General features: G+C 46.6%; 25 protein-coding genes. 22 read left to right on the top strand and 3 right to left on the bottom strand.

What is annotated here, in order from left to right; genetic code table 11:
* Nucleotides 1-256 precede the first annotated feature (256 nt).
* From NST34_RS25245 to NST34_RS25230, 4 genes are all read left to right on the top strand, one after another.
* Nucleotides 257-544 carry a VRR-NUC domain-containing protein gene (locus NST34_RS25245; protein WP_341128998.1) on the top strand — a complete coding sequence of 96 codons (288 nt, stop codon included), beginning with the start codon at nucleotides 257-259 and terminating at the stop codon, nucleotides 542-544.
* Nucleotides 534-1,910: a DEAD/DEAH box helicase gene (locus tag NST34_RS25240; protein WP_341128997.1), complete on the top strand. Its 1,377-nt coding sequence runs from the start codon at nucleotides 534-536 to the stop codon at nucleotides 1,908-1,910. The genes NST34_RS25245 and NST34_RS25240 overlap by 11 nt, the downstream gene beginning before the upstream one ends.
* Before the next feature lie 5 nt (nucleotides 1,911-1,915).
* Nucleotides 1,916-2,377: a sigma factor-like helix-turn-helix DNA-binding protein gene (locus tag NST34_RS25235; protein ID WP_341128996.1), complete on the top strand. Its 462-nt coding sequence runs from the start codon at nucleotides 1,916-1,918 to the stop codon at nucleotides 2,375-2,377.
* A 149-nt stretch (nucleotides 2,378-2,526) separates the two neighbouring features.
* Entirely contained in the window at nucleotides 2,527-2,682 is a 156-nt protein-coding gene (locus NST34_RS25230; protein ID WP_341128995.1) for a BC1881 family protein, read from the top strand.
* Here NST34_RS25230 and NST34_RS25225 read toward each other — a convergent pair.
* Together NST34_RS25225 and NST34_RS25220 are read right to left on the bottom strand one after the other, a co-directional pair.
* The gene (locus NST34_RS25225) at nucleotides 2,679-2,888 is read right to left on the bottom strand and encodes a KTSC domain-containing protein (protein ID WP_341128994.1); all 210 of its coding nucleotides are present in this window, start codon (nucleotides 2,886-2,888) and stop codon (nucleotides 2,679-2,681) included. The genes NST34_RS25230 and NST34_RS25225 overlap by 4 nt on opposite strands.
* Before the next feature lie 40 nt (nucleotides 2,889-2,928).
* Entirely contained in the window at nucleotides 2,929-3,114 is a 186-nt protein-coding gene (locus NST34_RS25220; protein WP_341128993.1) for a hypothetical protein, read from the bottom strand.
* Nucleotides 3,115-3,212: 98 nt separating this feature from the next.
* On the opposite strand from NST34_RS25220, the gene NST34_RS25215 reads away from it, so the two are divergent.
* Complete coding sequence (locus NST34_RS25215; RefSeq protein ID WP_341128992.1) at nucleotides 3,213-3,422, top strand: Acb2/Tad1 domain-containing protein; 210 nt, start codon at nucleotides 3,213-3,215, stop codon at nucleotides 3,420-3,422.
* A 91-nt stretch (nucleotides 3,423-3,513) separates the two neighbouring features.
* A complete protein-coding gene (locus tag NST34_RS25210) occupies nucleotides 3,514-3,921 on the top strand; it encodes a DUF3908 family protein (RefSeq protein WP_341128991.1) in 408 nt (135 codons plus the stop codon).
* A gap of 128 nt (nucleotides 3,922-4,049) precedes the next feature.
* Here NST34_RS25210 and NST34_RS25205 read toward each other — a convergent pair whose 3' ends face one another.
* Nucleotides 4,050-4,292 carry a hypothetical protein gene (locus NST34_RS25205; RefSeq protein ID WP_076273446.1) on the bottom strand — a complete coding sequence of 81 codons (243 nt, stop codon included), beginning with the start codon at nucleotides 4,290-4,292 and terminating at the stop codon, nucleotides 4,050-4,052.
* Between the two features lie 519 nt (nucleotides 4,293-4,811).
* Between NST34_RS25205 and terS the strand changes: the two genes are divergently transcribed.
* The 16 genes from terS (at nucleotide 4,812) to NST34_RS25125 (ending at nucleotide 17,995) form a co-directional block, all read left to right on the top strand.
* Complete coding sequence (gene terS / locus NST34_RS25200; RefSeq protein WP_341128990.1) at nucleotides 4,812-5,534, top strand: phage terminase small subunit; 723 nt, start codon at nucleotides 4,812-4,814, stop codon at nucleotides 5,532-5,534.
* Complete coding sequence (locus NST34_RS25195; protein ID WP_341128989.1) at nucleotides 5,527-6,861, top strand: phage terminase large subunit; 1,335 nt, start codon at nucleotides 5,527-5,529, stop codon at nucleotides 6,859-6,861. The genes terS and NST34_RS25195 overlap by 8 nt, the downstream gene beginning before the upstream one ends.
* A 3-nt stretch (nucleotides 6,862-6,864) precedes the next feature.
* Nucleotides 6,865-8,349, top strand: coding sequence for a capsid protein (locus tag NST34_RS25190; protein WP_341128988.1), 1,485 nt, complete (start codon nucleotides 6,865-6,867; stop codon nucleotides 8,347-8,349).
* Complete coding sequence (locus NST34_RS25185) at nucleotides 8,346-9,974, top strand: phage minor capsid protein (RefSeq protein ID WP_341128987.1); 1,629 nt, start codon at nucleotides 8,346-8,348, stop codon at nucleotides 9,972-9,974. Before NST34_RS25190 ends, NST34_RS25185 begins: the two co-directional genes overlap by 4 nt.
* On the top strand, nucleotides 9,971-10,282 hold the full coding sequence (locus NST34_RS25180; RefSeq protein ID WP_341128986.1) for a hypothetical protein: 312 nt from the start codon (nucleotides 9,971-9,973) through the stop codon (nucleotides 10,280-10,282). Before NST34_RS25185 ends, NST34_RS25180 begins: the two co-directional genes overlap by 4 nt.
* 252 nt (nucleotides 10,283-10,534) lie before the next feature.
* On the top strand, nucleotides 10,535-11,125 hold the full coding sequence (locus NST34_RS25175; protein WP_341128985.1) for a phage scaffolding protein: 591 nt from the start codon (nucleotides 10,535-10,537) through the stop codon (nucleotides 11,123-11,125).
* A gap of 28 nt (nucleotides 11,126-11,153) precedes the next feature.
* Entirely contained in the window at nucleotides 11,154-12,035 is an 882-nt protein-coding gene (locus NST34_RS25170) for a capsid protein (protein ID WP_341128984.1), read from the top strand.
* 30 nt (nucleotides 12,036-12,065) lie between these two features.
* Entirely contained in the window at nucleotides 12,066-12,395 is a 330-nt protein-coding gene (locus tag NST34_RS25165; protein ID WP_341128983.1) for a hypothetical protein, read from the top strand.
* A gap of 8 nt (nucleotides 12,396-12,403) precedes the next feature.
* Entirely contained in the window at nucleotides 12,404-12,769 is a 366-nt protein-coding gene (locus NST34_RS25160) for a hypothetical protein (RefSeq protein ID WP_341128982.1), read from the top strand.
* Entirely contained in the window at nucleotides 12,769-13,095 is a 327-nt protein-coding gene (locus NST34_RS25155; RefSeq protein WP_341128981.1) for a hypothetical protein, read from the top strand. Before NST34_RS25160 ends, NST34_RS25155 begins: the two co-directional genes overlap by 1 nt.
* A 23-nt stretch (nucleotides 13,096-13,118) precedes the next feature.
* A complete protein-coding gene (locus NST34_RS25150; RefSeq protein WP_341128980.1) occupies nucleotides 13,119-13,490 on the top strand; it encodes a hypothetical protein in 372 nt (123 codons plus the stop codon).
* Nucleotides 13,487-13,876 (top strand): minor capsid protein, encoded by a 390-nt coding sequence (locus NST34_RS25145; RefSeq protein ID WP_341128979.1) that lies wholly within the window; start codon nucleotides 13,487-13,489, stop codon nucleotides 13,874-13,876. Before NST34_RS25150 ends, NST34_RS25145 begins: the two co-directional genes overlap by 4 nt.
* A 2-nt stretch (nucleotides 13,877-13,878) precedes the next feature.
* A complete protein-coding gene (locus NST34_RS25140) occupies nucleotides 13,879-14,346 on the top strand; it encodes a phage tail tube protein (RefSeq protein ID WP_341128978.1) in 468 nt (155 codons plus the stop codon).
* Nucleotides 14,347-14,349: 3 nt separating this feature from the next.
* The gene (locus tag NST34_RS25135; RefSeq protein WP_341128977.1) at nucleotides 14,350-14,655 is read left to right on the top strand and encodes a hypothetical protein; all 306 of its coding nucleotides are present in this window, start codon (nucleotides 14,350-14,352) and stop codon (nucleotides 14,653-14,655) included.
* Complete coding sequence (locus NST34_RS25130) at nucleotides 14,624-15,007, top strand: Gp15 family bacteriophage protein (RefSeq protein ID WP_341128976.1); 384 nt, start codon at nucleotides 14,624-14,626, stop codon at nucleotides 15,005-15,007. The genes NST34_RS25135 and NST34_RS25130 overlap by 32 nt, the downstream gene beginning before the upstream one ends.
* Nucleotides 15,008-17,995, top strand: coding sequence for a phage tail protein (locus tag NST34_RS25125; protein ID WP_341128975.1), 2,988 nt, complete (start codon nucleotides 15,008-15,010; stop codon nucleotides 17,993-17,995).
* Nucleotides 17,996-17,998: the final 3 nt, after the last annotated feature.

The raw sequence follows: 17,998 nt of genomic DNA, 5'->3' as shown, positions 1-17,998 counted from the left end.
GAAACGTCGGCAACACCTGATGTTGCTAAGGTATCCATATCGTATCCACAAAATGAGAGATTGTAGATACACCGCAAACCCTTGGTATAACGGCACTTATTAGTATTTGTTTCTAATGTTGCTATATAAACTCTCTGTAACAATGAATATTAAATAGCATAGGAACAGGTAATATATGTAAACTCGTATTCCTATGCTAACGTGAATAGCGCTCTATACGCGTACACGTGAACCAACAACAACGGAGGTTTGGATTATGCTGGAAAGAGAAATAGAATCTGCGCTTGGTAAGTCGGTCAAAGCTCTCGGAGGTCTTTACTGGAAATTCGTCTCCCCCGGGATGAACGGCGTACCAGATAGAATCATCGCTTTACCTGGTGGGCTGACCGTATACGTTGAGCTGAAGAAGCCCGGAGAGCAACCCAGACCTTTGCAGCTGAAACGTCACCAAGAACTTCGCGAACGTGGGCACCTGGTATACGTGATTGATACACTTGAAGGTGTACACGCCTTTATCCAAGAGGTGTACATCCATGGAGTATAAGGCTCACACCTATCAGGATTACGCAACACTTCGGATCCTGGACACCAACTTTATCGCCTTGTTGCTTGAAATGGGTCTTGGGAAAACGGTAAGCACCTTAACAGCCATTGACCGATTACTATATGACCTTTTCGATGCGTCACGGGTACTAGTCATCGCACCACTTCGAGTAGCAGAAGACACTTGGGCACGGGAGACTGCCAAGTGGGATCATCTGCAGCATCTGCGAATCTCAAAGGTGCTGGGCAGCGCAGTCGCCCGCCGCAAAGCACTGAAAGCTGATGCAGACCTTTGGGTCATCAATCGCGAAAATGTGGAGTGGCTTGTCAGTGAGTATGGTAGCGAATGGCCGTTCGATACTGTTGTTATCGACGAATTGTCCAGTTTCAAAAATCCGAGTTCCAAGAGATTTAAGGCGCTGCGACGCGTGCGGCCTTTCATGAAGAGGGTTATCGGTCTGACGGGTACACCAGCACCAAACGGGCTAATGGATCTGTGGGCACCCATGTATCTGCTAGATCAAGGGGAACGACTTGGTAAGACGATCATCAGTTATCGGGATCGATATTTCAATGCTGGTAGCCGCAGTGGGCATGTGGTCTACGAGTGGAAAGAGAAGAAAGAAGCTGAGGATCGGATATACGAAGCGATCAGTGACATCGCCGTCAGCATGAAGGCTGAGGATTGGCTAGAGCTTCCTGAGCGAATTGATCGCACAATTCAAATTCCGTTATCTCCAAAAGCCCGAGAGCAGTACAAGAAACTGGAGCGTGAACTGTTACTGCCGTTCATTGACTCCGATGTCGTAGCGAACACCGCCGCCGTACTGTCCGGTAAATTGCTGCAGATGGCATCGGGAGCCGTGTACGACGAAGACAAGGGTGTTAAACACATCCATGATGCAAAACTGGATGCATTAGAAGACATTATCGAAGCAGCTAACGGTAAGCCGGTCATGGTGTTCTACAACTTTAAGCATAGTATAAGTCGGATCCAAACCCAGTTCCCACAGGCGCAGATTCTACGAAAAGGAGCAGCTGGTAACGAAGATATTAGGGCTTGGAACAATGATGAAATCCCGCTGTTGCTGCTTCATCCGAAGAGTGCAGGACATGGGCTTAACCTTCAAGATTCTAGTTGCCGTACTGTTGTATGGTTCGATCAGATTTGGAGCTTGGAAGAGGATCAACAGGCGAATGCCCGTGTGCATCGGCAGGGAGTTAAACATAATATCGTCGTGGTTCGGCTGGTGGCCGAAGATACAATAGACGGAGAAGCAGTAGAAGCATTGGAACGTAAAGCTGACGGGCAGGATGCCTTAATGGCAGCTGTCAAAGCACGAATTGATAAAATAGCAAAGGAGTGAGCAGCATGAGTATTATTAAAGCGACATGGATCGAAACCCTAATCTGTCAGTATACTGCGGACGCACATAGTCTGGAGCGTTATCGAGATACCTTGGATCTCAAGGATCCAGAAGCAGCGGAGGAAGCTGAGACCGTATCAGGGATGCTGGCAGATATGAGATATGCACTAACATGGATGCGGAGAGGACGCCGCCCGGGGAGCCGTAGAGGTGCTGAGATTACAGATGTGTACAGGCAGCGTGAGATCTATATCAAACTATCAGGACAACAAATGGGAGAGGCTGAGCGGTTAAAGCTGGTGGACGCACTGTTATCGCTGAGTGATCGGGAGCGTACTTGTTTCTTACTACACATGGCGCAGGGCTTGACGCTGTTAGAGATTTCGGGTAAGCTAAATCTATCAAAACGGTCCGTTCAAGAGTATGTTTTTAGGGCCAAGGAAAAGATTTCTAAGGACTTTTTGTAATCCTTGTCGTACGTACTGTCGTACAACGTGTCGTACAACCTACCTACTATAATTCTGTCTATTAATGGGCTCTCCACTGTGGAGGGCTCTTTTTTGCGTTTCGGAATAATCCTAAATGGGAATATTGGATGCCAAAGGAGGAATTAATTATGAATCAGACAACCAAAGATTTGAGCGACGAGCTATCAAAACGGGAAGGTGTCGAGGTGCTTACCGTTGAGCCCCACGAGGAATTTAAAATCACAGTAGGGCAGCAAGAGAAGATCTTTACCGGCCCCGCTGTGATTTTGGTTAATCAGGACTAGACTTTGCGATAGGAATAACTGCCCTTGATGTTTGATGCGAGATAGCCGCCATGAGATCCAGCGGACATAAGCCCGTTATACTGGCTTTGAGGTACGCCGTCATAAGCGTAGGTACTGCCATTATTAAACCTAACGTAAAGTGTAGATGTGTCAGCATCATACGCCACGGCGTCGAGGTTTGAAGATGATACGGATTTCCAGTTCATAAGAACACCTCCTTTCATAATCTGATCGGGGGTGTTTGGTTTAGTTTAGATCAATCATCTGTACTGCCTGTTCAATTCTATCCAGCTTAGATTCAACATCAGAAGTATTAAGTCGGATAGAGCTGACATCAGAGTCGATACTGCTGGTGGTGCTATTCAATTCTTTTAATTCGTGTTTTATATCTTCCAGTAAACTGATAATACGATCTGCTTGAAACTCATCCATGAGAAAGGCCCTCCTTTCTTTGTTTGTCGAAGACAAGCATATCTTAAGATATTTTGGAAGATTATGCTACTCTAAAAGTCGCAGAGAGGATGATTTTCATGCCAAATCCACAAATTGAGAATAATTTTAAGTACCATGCTCCTAAGGCGGGACAGCCTGAAATCTATGAGGAAATCCGTAACAAAGCGAAAGAGTTGGCTGAATTGATTGATGAGGTAACGCCGAAAAGTCGTGAACAATCTCTAGCGATGACGAATTTGGAGCAAGCAGTATTCTGGGCTAACGCGGCTGTAGCGAGAAACGAGTAAAAAAAACCTTCTTTTTTGATTCTTTCGACGCCAAAAGAGGGAAATCCTTCCTATTTGTCGAAATGAGACGCGGAGAAGGAGGTGTATTAACATGAATAGCTACAAAGAGTTTATAAAAAGCTTCGGTCATCCAGTAACTAGTAGGTACTCAAAATTGTTCTCCACTATTAAAAATTATGTAAATGATGATGAAGTGAAGGCATTCTACCCAAAAAATTTCTTTAATGACAATAAGGAAAAAGAGTTTTATGCTTTTACAGATAAAAACATTTTTGTATTTAGAGAAAGTGATATGGTAGTCACTATTTTGTATTTTAAAGAGGTTAGAGTTGAGAAATTACAGCTCGTTCAGCCTTATAATCGGTCAGAAGATTTACAATTTGAAGTAAGACTTGACTCTGATGACAAGTTCAATTTCGATTCAATGAAAGATTCGAATCATGATTGGGCATATCAATACGTCGATTATATTAAGGCAATCTATAAGCTGTTGAAGTAAGCATCCTTCGGGGTTCTTTTTCTTTTGCAGCGAAACAAACACAACACCGGCGATGGTGAAAATGCAGGATGGCTGAAACATCAAAACTAGCTGAACAGTCAAAAGGAATCACAAAAAGAAAGTCCGGCTTATTCACCGGACTTGTCCTTCTTAGTGTGATACGCCTTAGCTGCTTCCTTACGCTCTATAAGATCAGAACGGAAGAAGAGACGTTCATTTTTGGTTTCTTTAACCGGTTTGAGCTTACCGTTTTTTACGAATCCGTGAATGTTCTGCCGTGTAGACTCCAATATCTCCATAGCTTCCGAGACGCCGCAGATTTCGCGTGCGATCCACTCAGCTAGTTCTTCTTTGCTGTTGAATGTGTACATTACCACTTCACCAGCAATATAACGGTATTGGCGATACTGATTACAAGCGCGGCATAAGTCATTAACTCTGTAGCTCTTGCTTTGCGTGTCATGCTTCATCGCTCCTTATGAGTGTGATATACTGAAGGAAAGACGGCCCTTGATTTTCATCCCCTATGCCTTAGCCCCTTTCGGGGCCAAGGTTTCGGGTTTTCCTACTTGAGCAACAGGATGATGAGGGTGAGGATGGAGTTTATCAAGGTGATGATTGCAGTCACCATCTTGAAGGTTGACTCTCTATCCTCTTTCCGTCTTTCTCTTCGTTTCTTCATTATTATCACCTCCTCTTGATATATTAATTATAACACGATACTTTACATCTGTAAAGTATCTATTGCGATAAGTCCAATCTTTTTTTAGGTTGGGCTTTTTTGTGTTTTTAGTCTCGTCTATAAAATAATTAAGACCAAACATAAGAAGGTTGGGCTTTCTGGGTGGCCACGCGAAACAACACAACGCCGGAGGTGGTGAACATGCAGCATGACTGAGACATCAAAATTAGCTGAGCAGGATTATATGGCTGGTATGAAATATAAAGCAATCGCTGAAAAATATGCCGTCTCCATTAACACTGTGAAGTCATGGAAGAAGCGTCACGGCTGGAATCGGGATATGGATGCACCCAAAGCTGAAAGGGTGCACCCTAACCGTGGAGGTGCACCACCGGGTAATCAAAACGCTGTTGGCAATAAGGGCGGATCCGCACCGAAGCGAAACAAGAACGCCGAGAAGCATGGACTGTTCGCTAAGTATCTGCCGGCAGAGTCGCTGGCCATCATGGAGCAACTGCAGAACCGAGCTCCTCTGGATATTCTGTGGGACAACATCATGATCCAGTACACCGCCATCATTAGGGCTCAGCAGATCATGTACGTCAAAGATCGGGATGACAGCACGACCACGCTGATCGAAGAGAAGGACGGCAATGTGTCAGGCCAAAAATGGGAAGTGCAGCAGGCTTGGGATAAGCAGGCGTCCTTCCTTACGGCTCAGAGCCGGGCAATGACAACGCTCCAGGGTATGATCAAGCAGTATGATGAGCTGCTGAAGACGGATCTGGCAACGGAGGAACAGAAAGCTCGTATCGACGTGCTGAAGTCTAAGGTGCCAAATAAAGACGGCGATGATCCGAACGCGCAGATCACAGCTCTGGCGGATCTGATCAACAATCCTGTAGCTGAGCGGGTGATTGACGATGAGTGAGGCGGCTCTAATCCCCTATGCACCGCTTACTGCCAAGCAGAGCAATTATATTGCTGCAAGCCGTGACAGCTGGCTAAACGTGGCAGAAGGTGGTAAACGGGCAGGAAAGAACATCATTAACCTAATCGCATATGCAATGTGCCTGGAGGTGCACCCCGATAAGCTGCATCTGGTGGCAGGGGTGAGCTTAGCCGCCGCCAAGATGAACGCAATAGACTCCAACGGATTTGGGCTTCAGTGGCTGTTTGCAGGTCGTTGCCGCGAAGGGGAGTATAAGAACCGGGATGCACTGTATATTCAGACAAAGACCGGTGAGAAGGTTGTTATTATCGCAGGTGGTGGTAAGGCCAATGACGCAGCGCGGATCAAGGGTAACTCCTACGGCACGGTGTACATCACTGAGGTCAACGAGTGCCATCAGAGCTTTGTGCAGGAGGCAATTGACCGTACAGTCGCTAGTAGCAAACGGCAGCTCTTCTTTGATTTGAACCCGAAGCCACCGGCGCATTGGTTCTATCGTGATTTTCTGGACTTTCAGGATAAGGAGAAGAAAGCAGGCCGTAACCCAGGGTACAATTACGCACACTTCACCGTTTTTGATAACCTGTCAATCTCAGATGAACAGCTACGTATGGTTCTTGCTACGTATGACAAGGACAGCCTATGGTATAAGGCTGATATCAAGGGAATGCGTACAGCAGCCACAGGTCGGATATATACAGGCTATACTGTCAAGGACGTAATCATTGCCCGAGCTGCTATCCAGGATGAGCGGTTCATTGAATTCAGCATCGGGATAGATATCGGTGGTACAGATGCTACGGTGGCCACGCTGACAGGGTTCACGGCAAGGTATGGTAAAGTGGTGCTCCTGGATGGTTACTATCACAAGCAAGGTAAGTCAACAGGCTACACGCATGACCGTTACGCCAAGGAAATAGTCGATAAGATTGAGGAGTGGGGTAATACGTACCCTGCTTTTTTTGCGTGTGCTCATATCTTCGCGGAATCCGCGGATAAGCTGTTCCGTCAGGCTCTTCTCAATGAGCTACAGCGGCGGAAGATCTTTATCACGGTGACACCGTCATACAAGAAAGAGGGCATCGTAGACCGGATCCGACTTACCAGTATCCTTATCAATCAGGGCCGCTACAAGGTCATGAGCCATCTGAAAGAGTGGCAAGAGGCGCTGGAGAACGCCACGTGGGACGAGAAGAAGCGCATAGAGGGTGAATGGGTGCGAACCGATGACGGCAGCTATCCGGTTGACTGTTTGGATAGTAGCGAGTACAGCGTGCAGCCATTCAAGAAGAGACTGGGGGTGTAGAAAGTGGGGTGGTTTAAGAGCATGGTTATGAAAATACTGAGGATCAACCCGGCACCGGAAAGCCAGGTCATCACGATCACAGAGCCATTTAGCTACAGTACCAATGTGCTGAGGAATCGACTCTGGTATCGTGGAGATCCATCCGAGCTGGATCAGTTTTATAAGCAATCGGTGGCGGATAATGTGAGTCGATCTCGTTTCTGGGCAGCAGTACCGAGTTATGGGCTCGGCATCAGAAAGATCCACAGCGGATTGCCAGCTATGGTCGCGGATCGACTGTCTGATATCGTTATTGCTGATATGGATGCTATTACGCTTAAACAGCAAGCCGAGACGGATACATGGGTAGCCATAAGTGAGGACAATGACTTCCCCGAGCTTTTGGGTGGAGCCGTAACGGAGGCACTGACAGCTGGAGACGGAGCCTTTAAGATCACAGTAGACTCGGATGTGAGCGAATATCCACTTATTGAATTCTACAGTGGTGATCAGGTGGAGTATAAGCGTACCCGAGGACGATTACAGGAAGTTCTTTTCTATTCTGATTACACGGTTAACAGTAAGGATTATCGGCTCATAGAAACATTTGGCCGCAAGTACATTCGTTATCAGTTGCTGGATGCTTATGGCAAGCAGGTAGCGATATCCCTAGTCCCTGAGTTAGCTGATTTGAAGGACATTGAGTATGACGGTGACTTTATCATGGCCGTGCCTCTCATGGTGTTCAAGTCCACCAAGTGGCCAGGACGTGGAAAGAGTATTTTTGACAGCAAGGCCGATTCTTTCGACGCGCTTGATGAGGTGATCAGCCAGTGGGTAGACGCCATTCGTGCTGGTCGCGTGCAGAAATACATTCCGCAGGATCTGGTTCCCATAAACCCCGAAACGGGCGAGCTCATGCGATCTAATCCATTTGATAATCAATTTATCAAGCTGAACACAGGTCTTGCAGAAGACTCTAAGGGGCAGATGGACATGGTGCAACCTCAGATACTCTATGAAGCATTTGTAGCCAGTTATAGTAGCGCTCTGGATATGTGCTTGCAGGGTATCATATCTCCCAGCACACTCGGCATTGACTTGAAGAAGACGGACAATGCCGAGGCTCAGCGCGAGAAAGAGAAGGCCACGCTGTACACTCGTGGCAAAATTGTGGATCGGCTGAATGAGGTCATTCCACAATTAGTGCAGACGGTAATGATGGTCTACGACACAATGAAGAACCGTACAGCAGGCGAGTATGAGGCCAGCGTGACTTTTGGTGAGTATGCTTCTCCTGATTTCGGCAGCGTGGTGGACATCGTCGGCAAGGCCCGTACTTTCCAGATCATGTCTATTGAGCGAGCCGTCGAGGAATTATACGGTGATACCTGGACTGATGAGGAAAAGGCAGAAGAGGTGCAGCGGTTGAAGGACGAGCAGGGGATCACTGAAGAACCTGAGATCCGTAGGGACGCTGATCCGGATGATGAAGATGACAGCGAATGAAGAAGAAATATGATATTCGCAGCATTTTTTCTCAGATGGAGGTTGACCTGATCGCCAGCATGAAGCGCAATCTGACTCGTCATGAAAACGAGGAGAAGAAAGAGGGCTTCGAGTGGGATCAATGGCAGGAGAAGAAACTGCAGGATCTCAAGGAGTATAAGAAAGAGGCAGCCCAGATTGTTAAGAAGACTGAGCCTGCGGTTAATATAGCAATCGAGCGAGAGGTCAAGGGTGGGTTCCTAGATGGGATTAAACGAGCAGCTAAAAAACTGTTGGATAAGATTATCCCAGATAAGCTGGATGTTGAAAGCGTTACTGATGAAAACTTTTTCAAGCTTAATGAAAAACGAGTTAATGCCTTGACGTCAGCTGCACAAGGAGAGATGAAAGCTGCACGTTTTGCTGTGCTTAGGCAAGCAGATGATGTATTTCGGCAAACAATATTCAAATCTCAGGTTTATCTTAACTCCGGTGCTGCTTCACTTAACCAAGCTATTGACATGGCCACAAGTGATTTTCTAAATAAAGGATTTGACTGCATACAGTTTGCTAATGGGCGAAGGATGAACATTGCCTCATATGCTGAAATGGCCTTGCGTGCATCGTCCCAGCGGGCAGTATTCGAGGGAGAGGGAACCAAACGCCGTGCAGCAGGTAATCCGTTTGTCGTGGTGTCAGCTCATAACAACTGTTCGGAGCTGTGTCTGCCGTGGCAGGGTAAAGTGTACATTGATGATGTGTACAGTGGCGGGAAGGCGTCTGATGGTCCGTATCCGCTACTGAGTAAGGCAATGGCAGCAGGCTTGTTTCACCCCAACTGCCGGCACAACATGACAACGTTTATACCTGGTAAAAGCCGCATGCCGGATCCAGTGGATGATGCGGAGGCGTTAGGCAATTACAAGGCCGAGCAGCGGCAGCGTTACATGGAGCGTCAAGTGCGCAAGTACAAGCGTCGTGAGGCTGGCAGTGTTGATCCAATTAACCAGGCTGCTGCTGCGGCTAAGGTGAAGGAGTGGCAAGGGAAGCTCCGGGAACACGTAAAGGTAAACAAGCACTTACGGCGGGACTTTAGCCGGGAGAAATTTAAGATTCCTGTGCAAAAAACACCTGATAACGGTCTGCATAATAAGAACAAGCCTTTTATTATTCAGACTGAAGTGATCAAACATGCATCTAGAGGTGAATTTACTAATCCTAAGAACCCGAAAAAACAGGCAATAGGTAATTTTAGCAAGGGCGGACATGGGGAAGAGAACATTCAGCTGTTGATAGGGCATGGAATCGAGTATAATGTCGTTAAAGAGTATAAGAACGGCGTGCGCATTGGTAATGTGCCTTCGCATAAGGACAAGTTGAAGAAATCGGGCACAAAACAATCCTGGTTTCCGAAGAGTTGGACCGCAGAGGACATTGAGAAAGCTGGTATGTATGTGGCAAACCTTCAAGATCCAGATCAGTTTCAATTGGAGCCGAAAAAGGTTAATGGTGAGCTCATTTCAATATTCAAATATGCAAACTATCGTAGCGTGACTGTCGGGGTCGTGTACGATACCCAAAGAAAGGGCATTACAACAATATTCCCTGATGAAACGCAGAGGCTGTTAGGAGATGAAGAAAAGTGACTGGCAACGAAATAATTACAACAAATTTGCAGATCATTGATATGATGACTCAAAACGGAGCATCTCCGCCTCTGGATGAATATTGGGGTGAGATTGTTGAGGTGCTAAGTCAGGACTTTGATACAACAAAAGAATTGTTGTTGAAGTGTACGCCCACTGAAGTTAATAGGATGGGTGGCTACTTCGAGGATGTTTCTGAACGGCTACAGAGCCAGAAATTTATTGATCTGTTGCGCGAACTACAACATAAGTATCCTGACATAGACATGGAAATGGACATACAATGGGCGATTGACGCTCTCGATTGACAAGCACTCACGCATTTGCGAGGGTGCTTTTTTCATGCCTGAAAGGCGGTGATTACCCTTGTCTGATAGCGTTACGATTACTTTTATTATTTGCCTGACATTAATCATCATTTGTGGAATTGGAAATAGCAAGAAGAGATAATCATGGCCACGATTGAGACTGTTGTGGCCTATTTGCTCGTTGTCCGGAGCATCACGGACCACTCCCCTAGCTGGAGAGCAGCTATACAAATCTATGGAGGTTGATGATAAATGGATTGGTTGAAAGAACTGTTAAAGAAAGCCGGATTCGATGAGTCTAAGATTGATGGTCTGATTGGTGACGTGAACAAGGAGCTGCCAAAGCATTTTGTTCCTAAGTCACAGTATAACGATCTGTCCGACACCAAGAAGAAGTTGGAGAAGGACATCACAGAACGAGATACACAGCTTGAAACGCTAAGTAAGGACGCAGGCGCTTCAGAAACGCTGAAAGCTGAGATTGCCCGGCTACAGGGTGAAAACAAGACTGCAGCGGATAAGTATGCTGCTGATCTGAAGGATATGACCCTGACGAATGCCATCACGGCTGCGTTGAATGGTAAGGTCCATAACGAGAAGGTTGTCACCGGAATGATCGATAAGAACAAGCTGGTGATAGGAGATGATGGCAAGGTGGTGGGCCTGGACGAGCAACTTAAGGGCTTGCAGACATCGGATGCCTATTTGTTCAAGCCTGAAGACATTGGTGTCGGTAGCGGGGGGACTGGTGGCTTTCGAGTTGGAGGCGCCGGTGGAGGCTCAGCTGGAGCTGCGACTAATGAGCAATTGGCCGGTATTTTCGGTGTTGCGGATACCAAGTAAATAATAATTTTTGAGGAGAGATGTACAAATGCCTTATAACTACGTTGACAGTTTTTTGACGGTGCTGCAGCAGAAATATTCGAAGGAATTAAAGTCTTCAGGTTTGACCACGCACAACGCCAATTTTATCGGATCTAAAACGATTAAGATCCCACGTTTGGACGTTGGAGGTTATAAAGACCACAGCCGTTCAGGTGGATGGAACCGTCAGGCGATCAGCAATGATTTTGAAACGAAGGTGCTGGCGTTTGACCGTGACGTTGAGTTCTATGTGGATGCTATGGATGTTGATGAAACTAATCAAATCCTATCCGCAGCCAACACAACGAATGTTTTTGAAACAGAGCAGGCGATTCCGGAGTTGGACAAATACCGATACAGTAAACTCTATGCTGATTATGTAGCCTTGGGCAAGACACCAGATGTTACGGTGCTGACAGTTGCCAATGCGCTCCAAGTATTTGATAAGCTCATGCAGAACATGGACGAAGCGGAAGTGCCAGAAGAAGGACGGATTCTGTATGTGACTCCTACGGTTCACACGCTCCTGAAGGAAGCAGAAGACATGCAACGATTTATTAATGTTCAGGCAAACAACGGCGTTATTAACCGTACAGTTGCGAAGCTCGACGATGTCACACTGGTTAAAGTGCCTTCCAGTCGGATGAAAACGGTCTTTAACTTCACGAACGGCGCCATACCTGGCGTAGGAGCCAAGCAGATCAATATGATCCTAATTCATCCGCAAGCCGTTATTGCGCCGATCAAACACAGCGCTATCTATCTATGGGAGCCTGGCACACATACAGGTGGAGATGGATACCTGTATCAAAACCGCCGCTACACGGATTTGTTCTTGATTAACCGTAAGGTTGACGGTATCCAGATCAACGCAGAAGCCACCACATAAAAGCCCAAGAGCTGAAAGGAGAATGAAACTATGCTATACGCAGTGAAAGGGAATAAACAGCTCCAGATCGATGACGCGGAGCGGGATACTTATCTGAAGCTGGGGTATGATATCGCAACCCAGGAGGGAGACCGGCTTGAAGTGGTAGAGAATGCCCCAAGCAAAACAGTGCCTTACAAGGATCATGAGGTTGTGGTGCGGGAGAATGTCGAGTTGAAAAGGCAAGTCGCTGCTTCTGGCACGGGTTCTGCAGAGGCACAAGCGGCACTGAAGAAACAGCTTGAAGATGCTCGGAAAGAGATCGAGTCTCTGAAGGCGCAACTGGCTGACACCAAGAAGACCGCAAAAGCGGACAAGTAGGTGATCCCATGGCCTATGCAACGGCAGAGGATTATGAACGCTATGGTGATGGGCAGATTACACCGGAGGAGCTGGATAAGGCGCTGGAGAGGGCATCGGATCAAGTGGATGCACTAACCTATAACCGCATCGTGGGGCGAGGGCTAACAGGCCTCACGCCATTTCAACAGGTCAATGTTATAAAGGCAACGTGCCAGCAGGCAGACTTCACCTTTCAGTATGGGGATTATCTTAACTTCCCACTCTCTGGCTACTCCGCTGGAAGCGTGTCGCTGTCGTTTAAGGCGGTAGAGGGGGCAGGAGGTATTCAAACCAAGGAGGCTGTGACAAGCCTCCTTGCCGCTACTGGTTTGACGAGTAGGAGGTTATGTTGATGCGTGGTAAGTTGCCATTTCCACATTGGATATTAAAAACGCCTGTTAAGGTCTATCTGACCTACACTAGCGAGAATGGAGAGCCTATCGAGAAATTAATCTTCGATGGGCTTTGTTGTCATGATGAAAAGATGCGTCAGAAGCTGGACAAGGAGCGACGTCTGGTGACGCTATCAGGCAAAGTAATTATTAAAGGTGACATTAACCCTGGGAAGCTTATCGAGGGGCTTGTGAAGTTCGGAGAGATTGAGCGTCCTATCTTCAGCGCTATTCGACCACAGAATCCAGATGGTAGTGTGTTTTCCTCGGAACTGGAGTTGATGTAGTTGTGGTCAAGGTGAACACCAAGATGAACAATCAAGCTATGAACCGGCTACGCACAGCTCCGGAGAAGGCGTTGATTCAGGTAGTTGAAGGCGCCAAGGACAGCATTCTATCCGACATCATGACTTCTGAGGTTGTTCCAAAGCAGACGGGTGAGCTTGAGCGAAGCGCTACAATTGATGCGAGCAAGTCAAAGCGTGGGAAGGTAACAATTACTTATGACACACCCTATGCGCGACGGCTCTACTGGCATCCTGAGTATAGCTTCCGTAAGGATAAGAATAGGCATGCACAGGGAGAGTGGCTTAGAGCGTGGGCTGAAGGTAAGAAGACTAGAGGTGTGACTCAGGCCTTTAAGATTCTGCTAAAGAAGCTGGCAGGGGGATTTATTAAATGATGACTCTTGCTGAAGTGCGGGAATGGCTGAAGACTCAGCTAGAATGTCCAAGTTGGTACATTGGCAAGATAGACGGCAGTAAGCCGCAGTGTATTGGTTTGTATAATCTCAATTCCGGTACGCCGGTGATTGCGATCGGTGGGCTAGATAATACGAGCTATGCCGTTAAGTCCATATCTATCCTGGTGCATTGGAGCAAGAACGCAGATACGGCGGAGCAAAAGGCCCAAGAGGTCTATGCTGCGCTATTTGGGCAGTCTGGAGTAATTGCGGGTAAGCGGGTGATTAGCTTCGAGATGCGAACTGCAGAGCCCGTCAGTGTGGGAACAGATGAAGCTGGAATTTTTGAATACGTGATTGAGACAACTATTTATTACGAGAGGTAGTGATGATTATGGGAACAATGGGTGTATTTCCGGTACACAATAATCAATTCAAAATTGGTATAAAAGGTCGTACGTCGACAGCCCCCGCCGATATGGCGAAGGTGAAGGACTTGGAAAACTTCAGTCCGTCCATTGATGGTAATACCGAAGAATGGACGCCGATGGATCAGGAAGGCTGGATCCGTCGTGCCGTAACGGGTAAAGGGCTTACGATCAGTTTCAGCGGGAAACGTCATTATGGGGATCCAGGGAATGACTACATTGCTGGACTATTACTCGGTACGGGTCAAGAGGTAGAAACGAAATTTGAGTGGACGATGCCGAGCGGTGCTAAGCTGGCGATGGACTGCGTTATCAATTTAACAACACCTGCGGGTGGCGACTCCACCAACATTGATGGACTGGAATTTGAGTTGTTGTCAGACGGAAAACCAACATTTACACCGGCAGTGTCCGGAGGAGGAGCATAATTCATGTCAAAAGTAATCAATATTTCAGATAAATTCGCAGTTGAGGAAAAAGGCTCTATCAAAGTCGGTGGTAAGGTCTACGAGGTAGATAAATCGGTAGAAGCAGTGCTGCGTTTTGAGGAGATCGCGGAGACTGGTAGTGTTAAGGCACTTCTTGCTGCTATTGAGGGGGCTTTAGGTTCTGAGGTGTTTGAGGAAATTGGCGTGAAAAAAATGGGGATCGCTAACCTCAAAGTGCTTGTATCCGGGTTGCTGGCCGTCATGCAGGAACTGACCTTTGAAGAGGCAACTGCCCGATTTCAACAGTAACAGCCAGTCTGAAAACTGGTATGACTTACGTGAAGATTGGGCATTGATCGAATCCAGTATAGCAAAGCAATATGGTATTCGTATCCGGCAACACGGTGACATGCCTTGGACAGAATTTTGCACCCTAGTTGCCGGTCTTATGCCCGATACTCCACTTGGCAGTATCGTCACGATCCGGAGTGAAAAGGACCTGAAAGTAATCAAGGGATTCACGGCGGATCAACGGCGGATCCATAACGAGTGGCGTAAACGTCAGGCTGGGCGAAAACTGCTTGATGAGGTGGTGTTGGACAAGGAAATGAAGATTTTAGAAGCTGCGATGGCCCGCATGTTCGGAGGAGGTGGCTCATAAATGGCTGGAAGTAGTGCAGGGCGGATAGATTTAGATCTAGAGCTTAATTACGGAGCTTTCCAACGCCAACTCTCTGGCATATCGGGTACAGCCACAAATTTGGTAGGCAGTGCATTTAAAGGTCTCGGCGGGATAATCGCCGGGGCCTTTGCTGTTAAAGAATTAGTAACATTCGGCCGTGAAGCCATTAACTTGGCATCAGACCTGCAGGAAGTCCAGAACGTGGTTGATGTTACGTTCGGAAGTATGGCCCAGGATATTAACAACTGGTCCAAATCCATGCTTCAGGGCTTTGGATTGTCGGAGTTGTCAGCCAAAAAATATGCATCCACCATGGGTGCAATGATGAAAAGTTCCGGATTAGCAGGTGTCCAGATGGAGGGCATGTCTAAAAAGTTGACGGAATTGTCAGCAGATATGGCCTCTTTTTATAATCTCAGCAATGATATGGCATTTGAGAAGATTCGTTCCGGTATATCCGGTGAGACTGAACCATTAAAGCAACTGGGCATTAATATGTCCGTGGCGAATCTGGAAGCCTATGCGCTCTCTCAGGGCATTAGGACATCCTTCCAAAACATGGATCAGGCCAGTCAAACGCTGCTCCGATACAACTACTTACTTTCTGTGACGGGGGATGCTCAGGGCGACTTTGCCCGGACATCGAACAGTTGGGCTAATCAAGTCAAGCTTATGGGTGAGCAGTGGCGAATCTTCCAGGGCACTATGGGTGCGGGATTTATTAACATTCTGACGCCGATCCTTAAGGGCTTGAACTGGCTAATTCAAAAGTTACAAATTGCAGCGCAATACTTCAAAGCGTTCACAGCACTGCTGTTTGGTGATTCTACTTCCATAGGGGGCGGTGGGGCTGCTGTAGCCCCTATCACTGAAACGGCTGACGCTGTAGGCGGTATGGGCAACGCAGCGCAGGACGCAGGTAAGAAAACCAAAAAAGCAGCAAATGAGATTAAAGGTAGTTTAGCAGGTTTTGACCAACTAAATATGCTTGCTGATAAGACTGCGGGTTCGCTTGGAGATGCAGGGGATGCCGCTGCGGCTGCTGGCGGAGCTGATTTAGGCGGTATGGCTTTAGGTGGAGCTATTGACTTAGGTACCCTAGACGTGACCGTAGACCCCTATATGCAAAAGGTACAAGGTATTATTAACGATACCAAAACACTATTCTCAGGGCTATGGTCAACAATCGGAAGCGGTTGGTCGGAGTTACGTCCAGCTATGCAACCTTTCGTCGATATGATGACCCCTATCAGTGCTTCCATTGGTAGCATGAAGGAAACAATGACTGATCTTTGGCAGAATACGCTTGTGCCTATGGGCACGTACTTATTGGGCGACTTCATTCCAAACTTAGTTACGGGGTTCACTCAAAGTTTTGCACCTGTAATTGCTAACGCATTAGTAGGGGCGTTCCAACTGCTGGATACTACCCTTAGCCATGTATCCACTACGATGAATGAACTGTGGAATACGACTTGGTTGCCTAACCTGGAACTGGTCAAAGGCGCAATGCTTGAGGCTATGCCACAAATAGCCGCGTCACTGGATAGCCTTATTCAAAATACTATCTTACCTGCTGCTGACTTTTTCCTGAATGATTTTGCTCTACCCATTTCAAAAACTATTCTTGAAGTGTTCGTTCCTATATTTGCTACAACTGCCGCTGAAGCGATTCGTATATTTTCCGACACCTTTACCCACGCAGTTAATGAAATGAATGACTTATGGACAAATACTTATCTGCCAAATCTCACAAAACTCCGTGACGTTATACTCGAAGTATTGCCAGAGGTTGGTGCAGCCTTTGACAAGCTATTAAAGGAAGTTATACTTCCGTTTGTTGATTACATGCTGAATCAGTTTATTCTACCCATTCAAAAGGCTATCGTTGAAACACTGGTTCCTATATTTACGGATATACTAGTGTGGGCATTTCGAGAAGCATCGGACGCGTTTAAATGGTTGGTCGATCTGATTGTTGATATCTACAATACTATTTTCAAGCCTACATTTGATTTAATCAGGGACATTGTCCTTGATTGCTTAGAAATAATCAAAAACGCGTGGGAAGAGCACGGTACAAAAATACTTGAAGGGTTAACGACATTCCTTGAGAACACCAAGAAAATGTTCCGGAAATTATGGGATGAAGTGCTCAAGCCTATTATCGAACCTTTCTTGAAAATGCTAAAAGATATATGGAATGACACTTTAAAGGGATTAGTAGAAAAGGCGGTTGACTTGGTGTTGAAACTGACCCAAGCAGCAATTGATATTTATAACAAGTTCATACAGCCTATACTCGATGCAGTAGTTAAATATTTAGGTCCTTTAGTGGTAGATACCTTTAATTCAATGTGGGAAGGTATTAAGTTAGCCGTTGGTTGGATAGGTGACATATTAAGCGGCCTTATGACTATTCTTGATGGATTGATAGACTTTATCGCTGGGGTGTTTACAGGTAACTGGAAACAGGCTTGGGAAGGCGTAAAAGGTATTTTCAAGGGGGTATTTGAAAGCTTATGGGGTATTGCTAGAACACCGCTAAATGCGATCATTGATATGATTAATAAAGTTATTGACGGGCTAAACTCCATTGATATTGATATTCCTGAGATGTTCGGTGGAGGTCACTTTGGGCTTAATGTGCCACGTATTCCGCGTTTGGCACGTGGTGGTATTGTTTCATCACCTACCATAGCGCAGATAGGTGAGCGCGGCAAAGAAGCAGTCGTACCGTTGGAAAACACAGCATTCGTTGATACATTAGCCAGTGCTCTGGGCACAGCAGTTATGGCAGCTATGCAAATGAATCAAACTAGCAACAGTTCTTCGTCAGGAATTCAAAGTGAGGAATTGGTTATGCAGTTGGATGGTACAGTACTGGCCCGTTTGCTGGCTCCCTATCTTGCCAAAGAACAACAGCGTACCGGTACATCTTTGATCCGAAACATTACAACAACGTAAGGA

The sequence above is a fragment of the Paenibacillus sp. FSL H7-0714 genome (assembly GCF_038003765.1).
GTDB lineage: Bacteria > Bacillota > Bacilli > Paenibacillales > Paenibacillaceae > Paenibacillus_AQ.
Note: the sequence above shows the minus strand (reverse complement) of the source record. Positions and strands in the feature narration are given on the sequence as shown.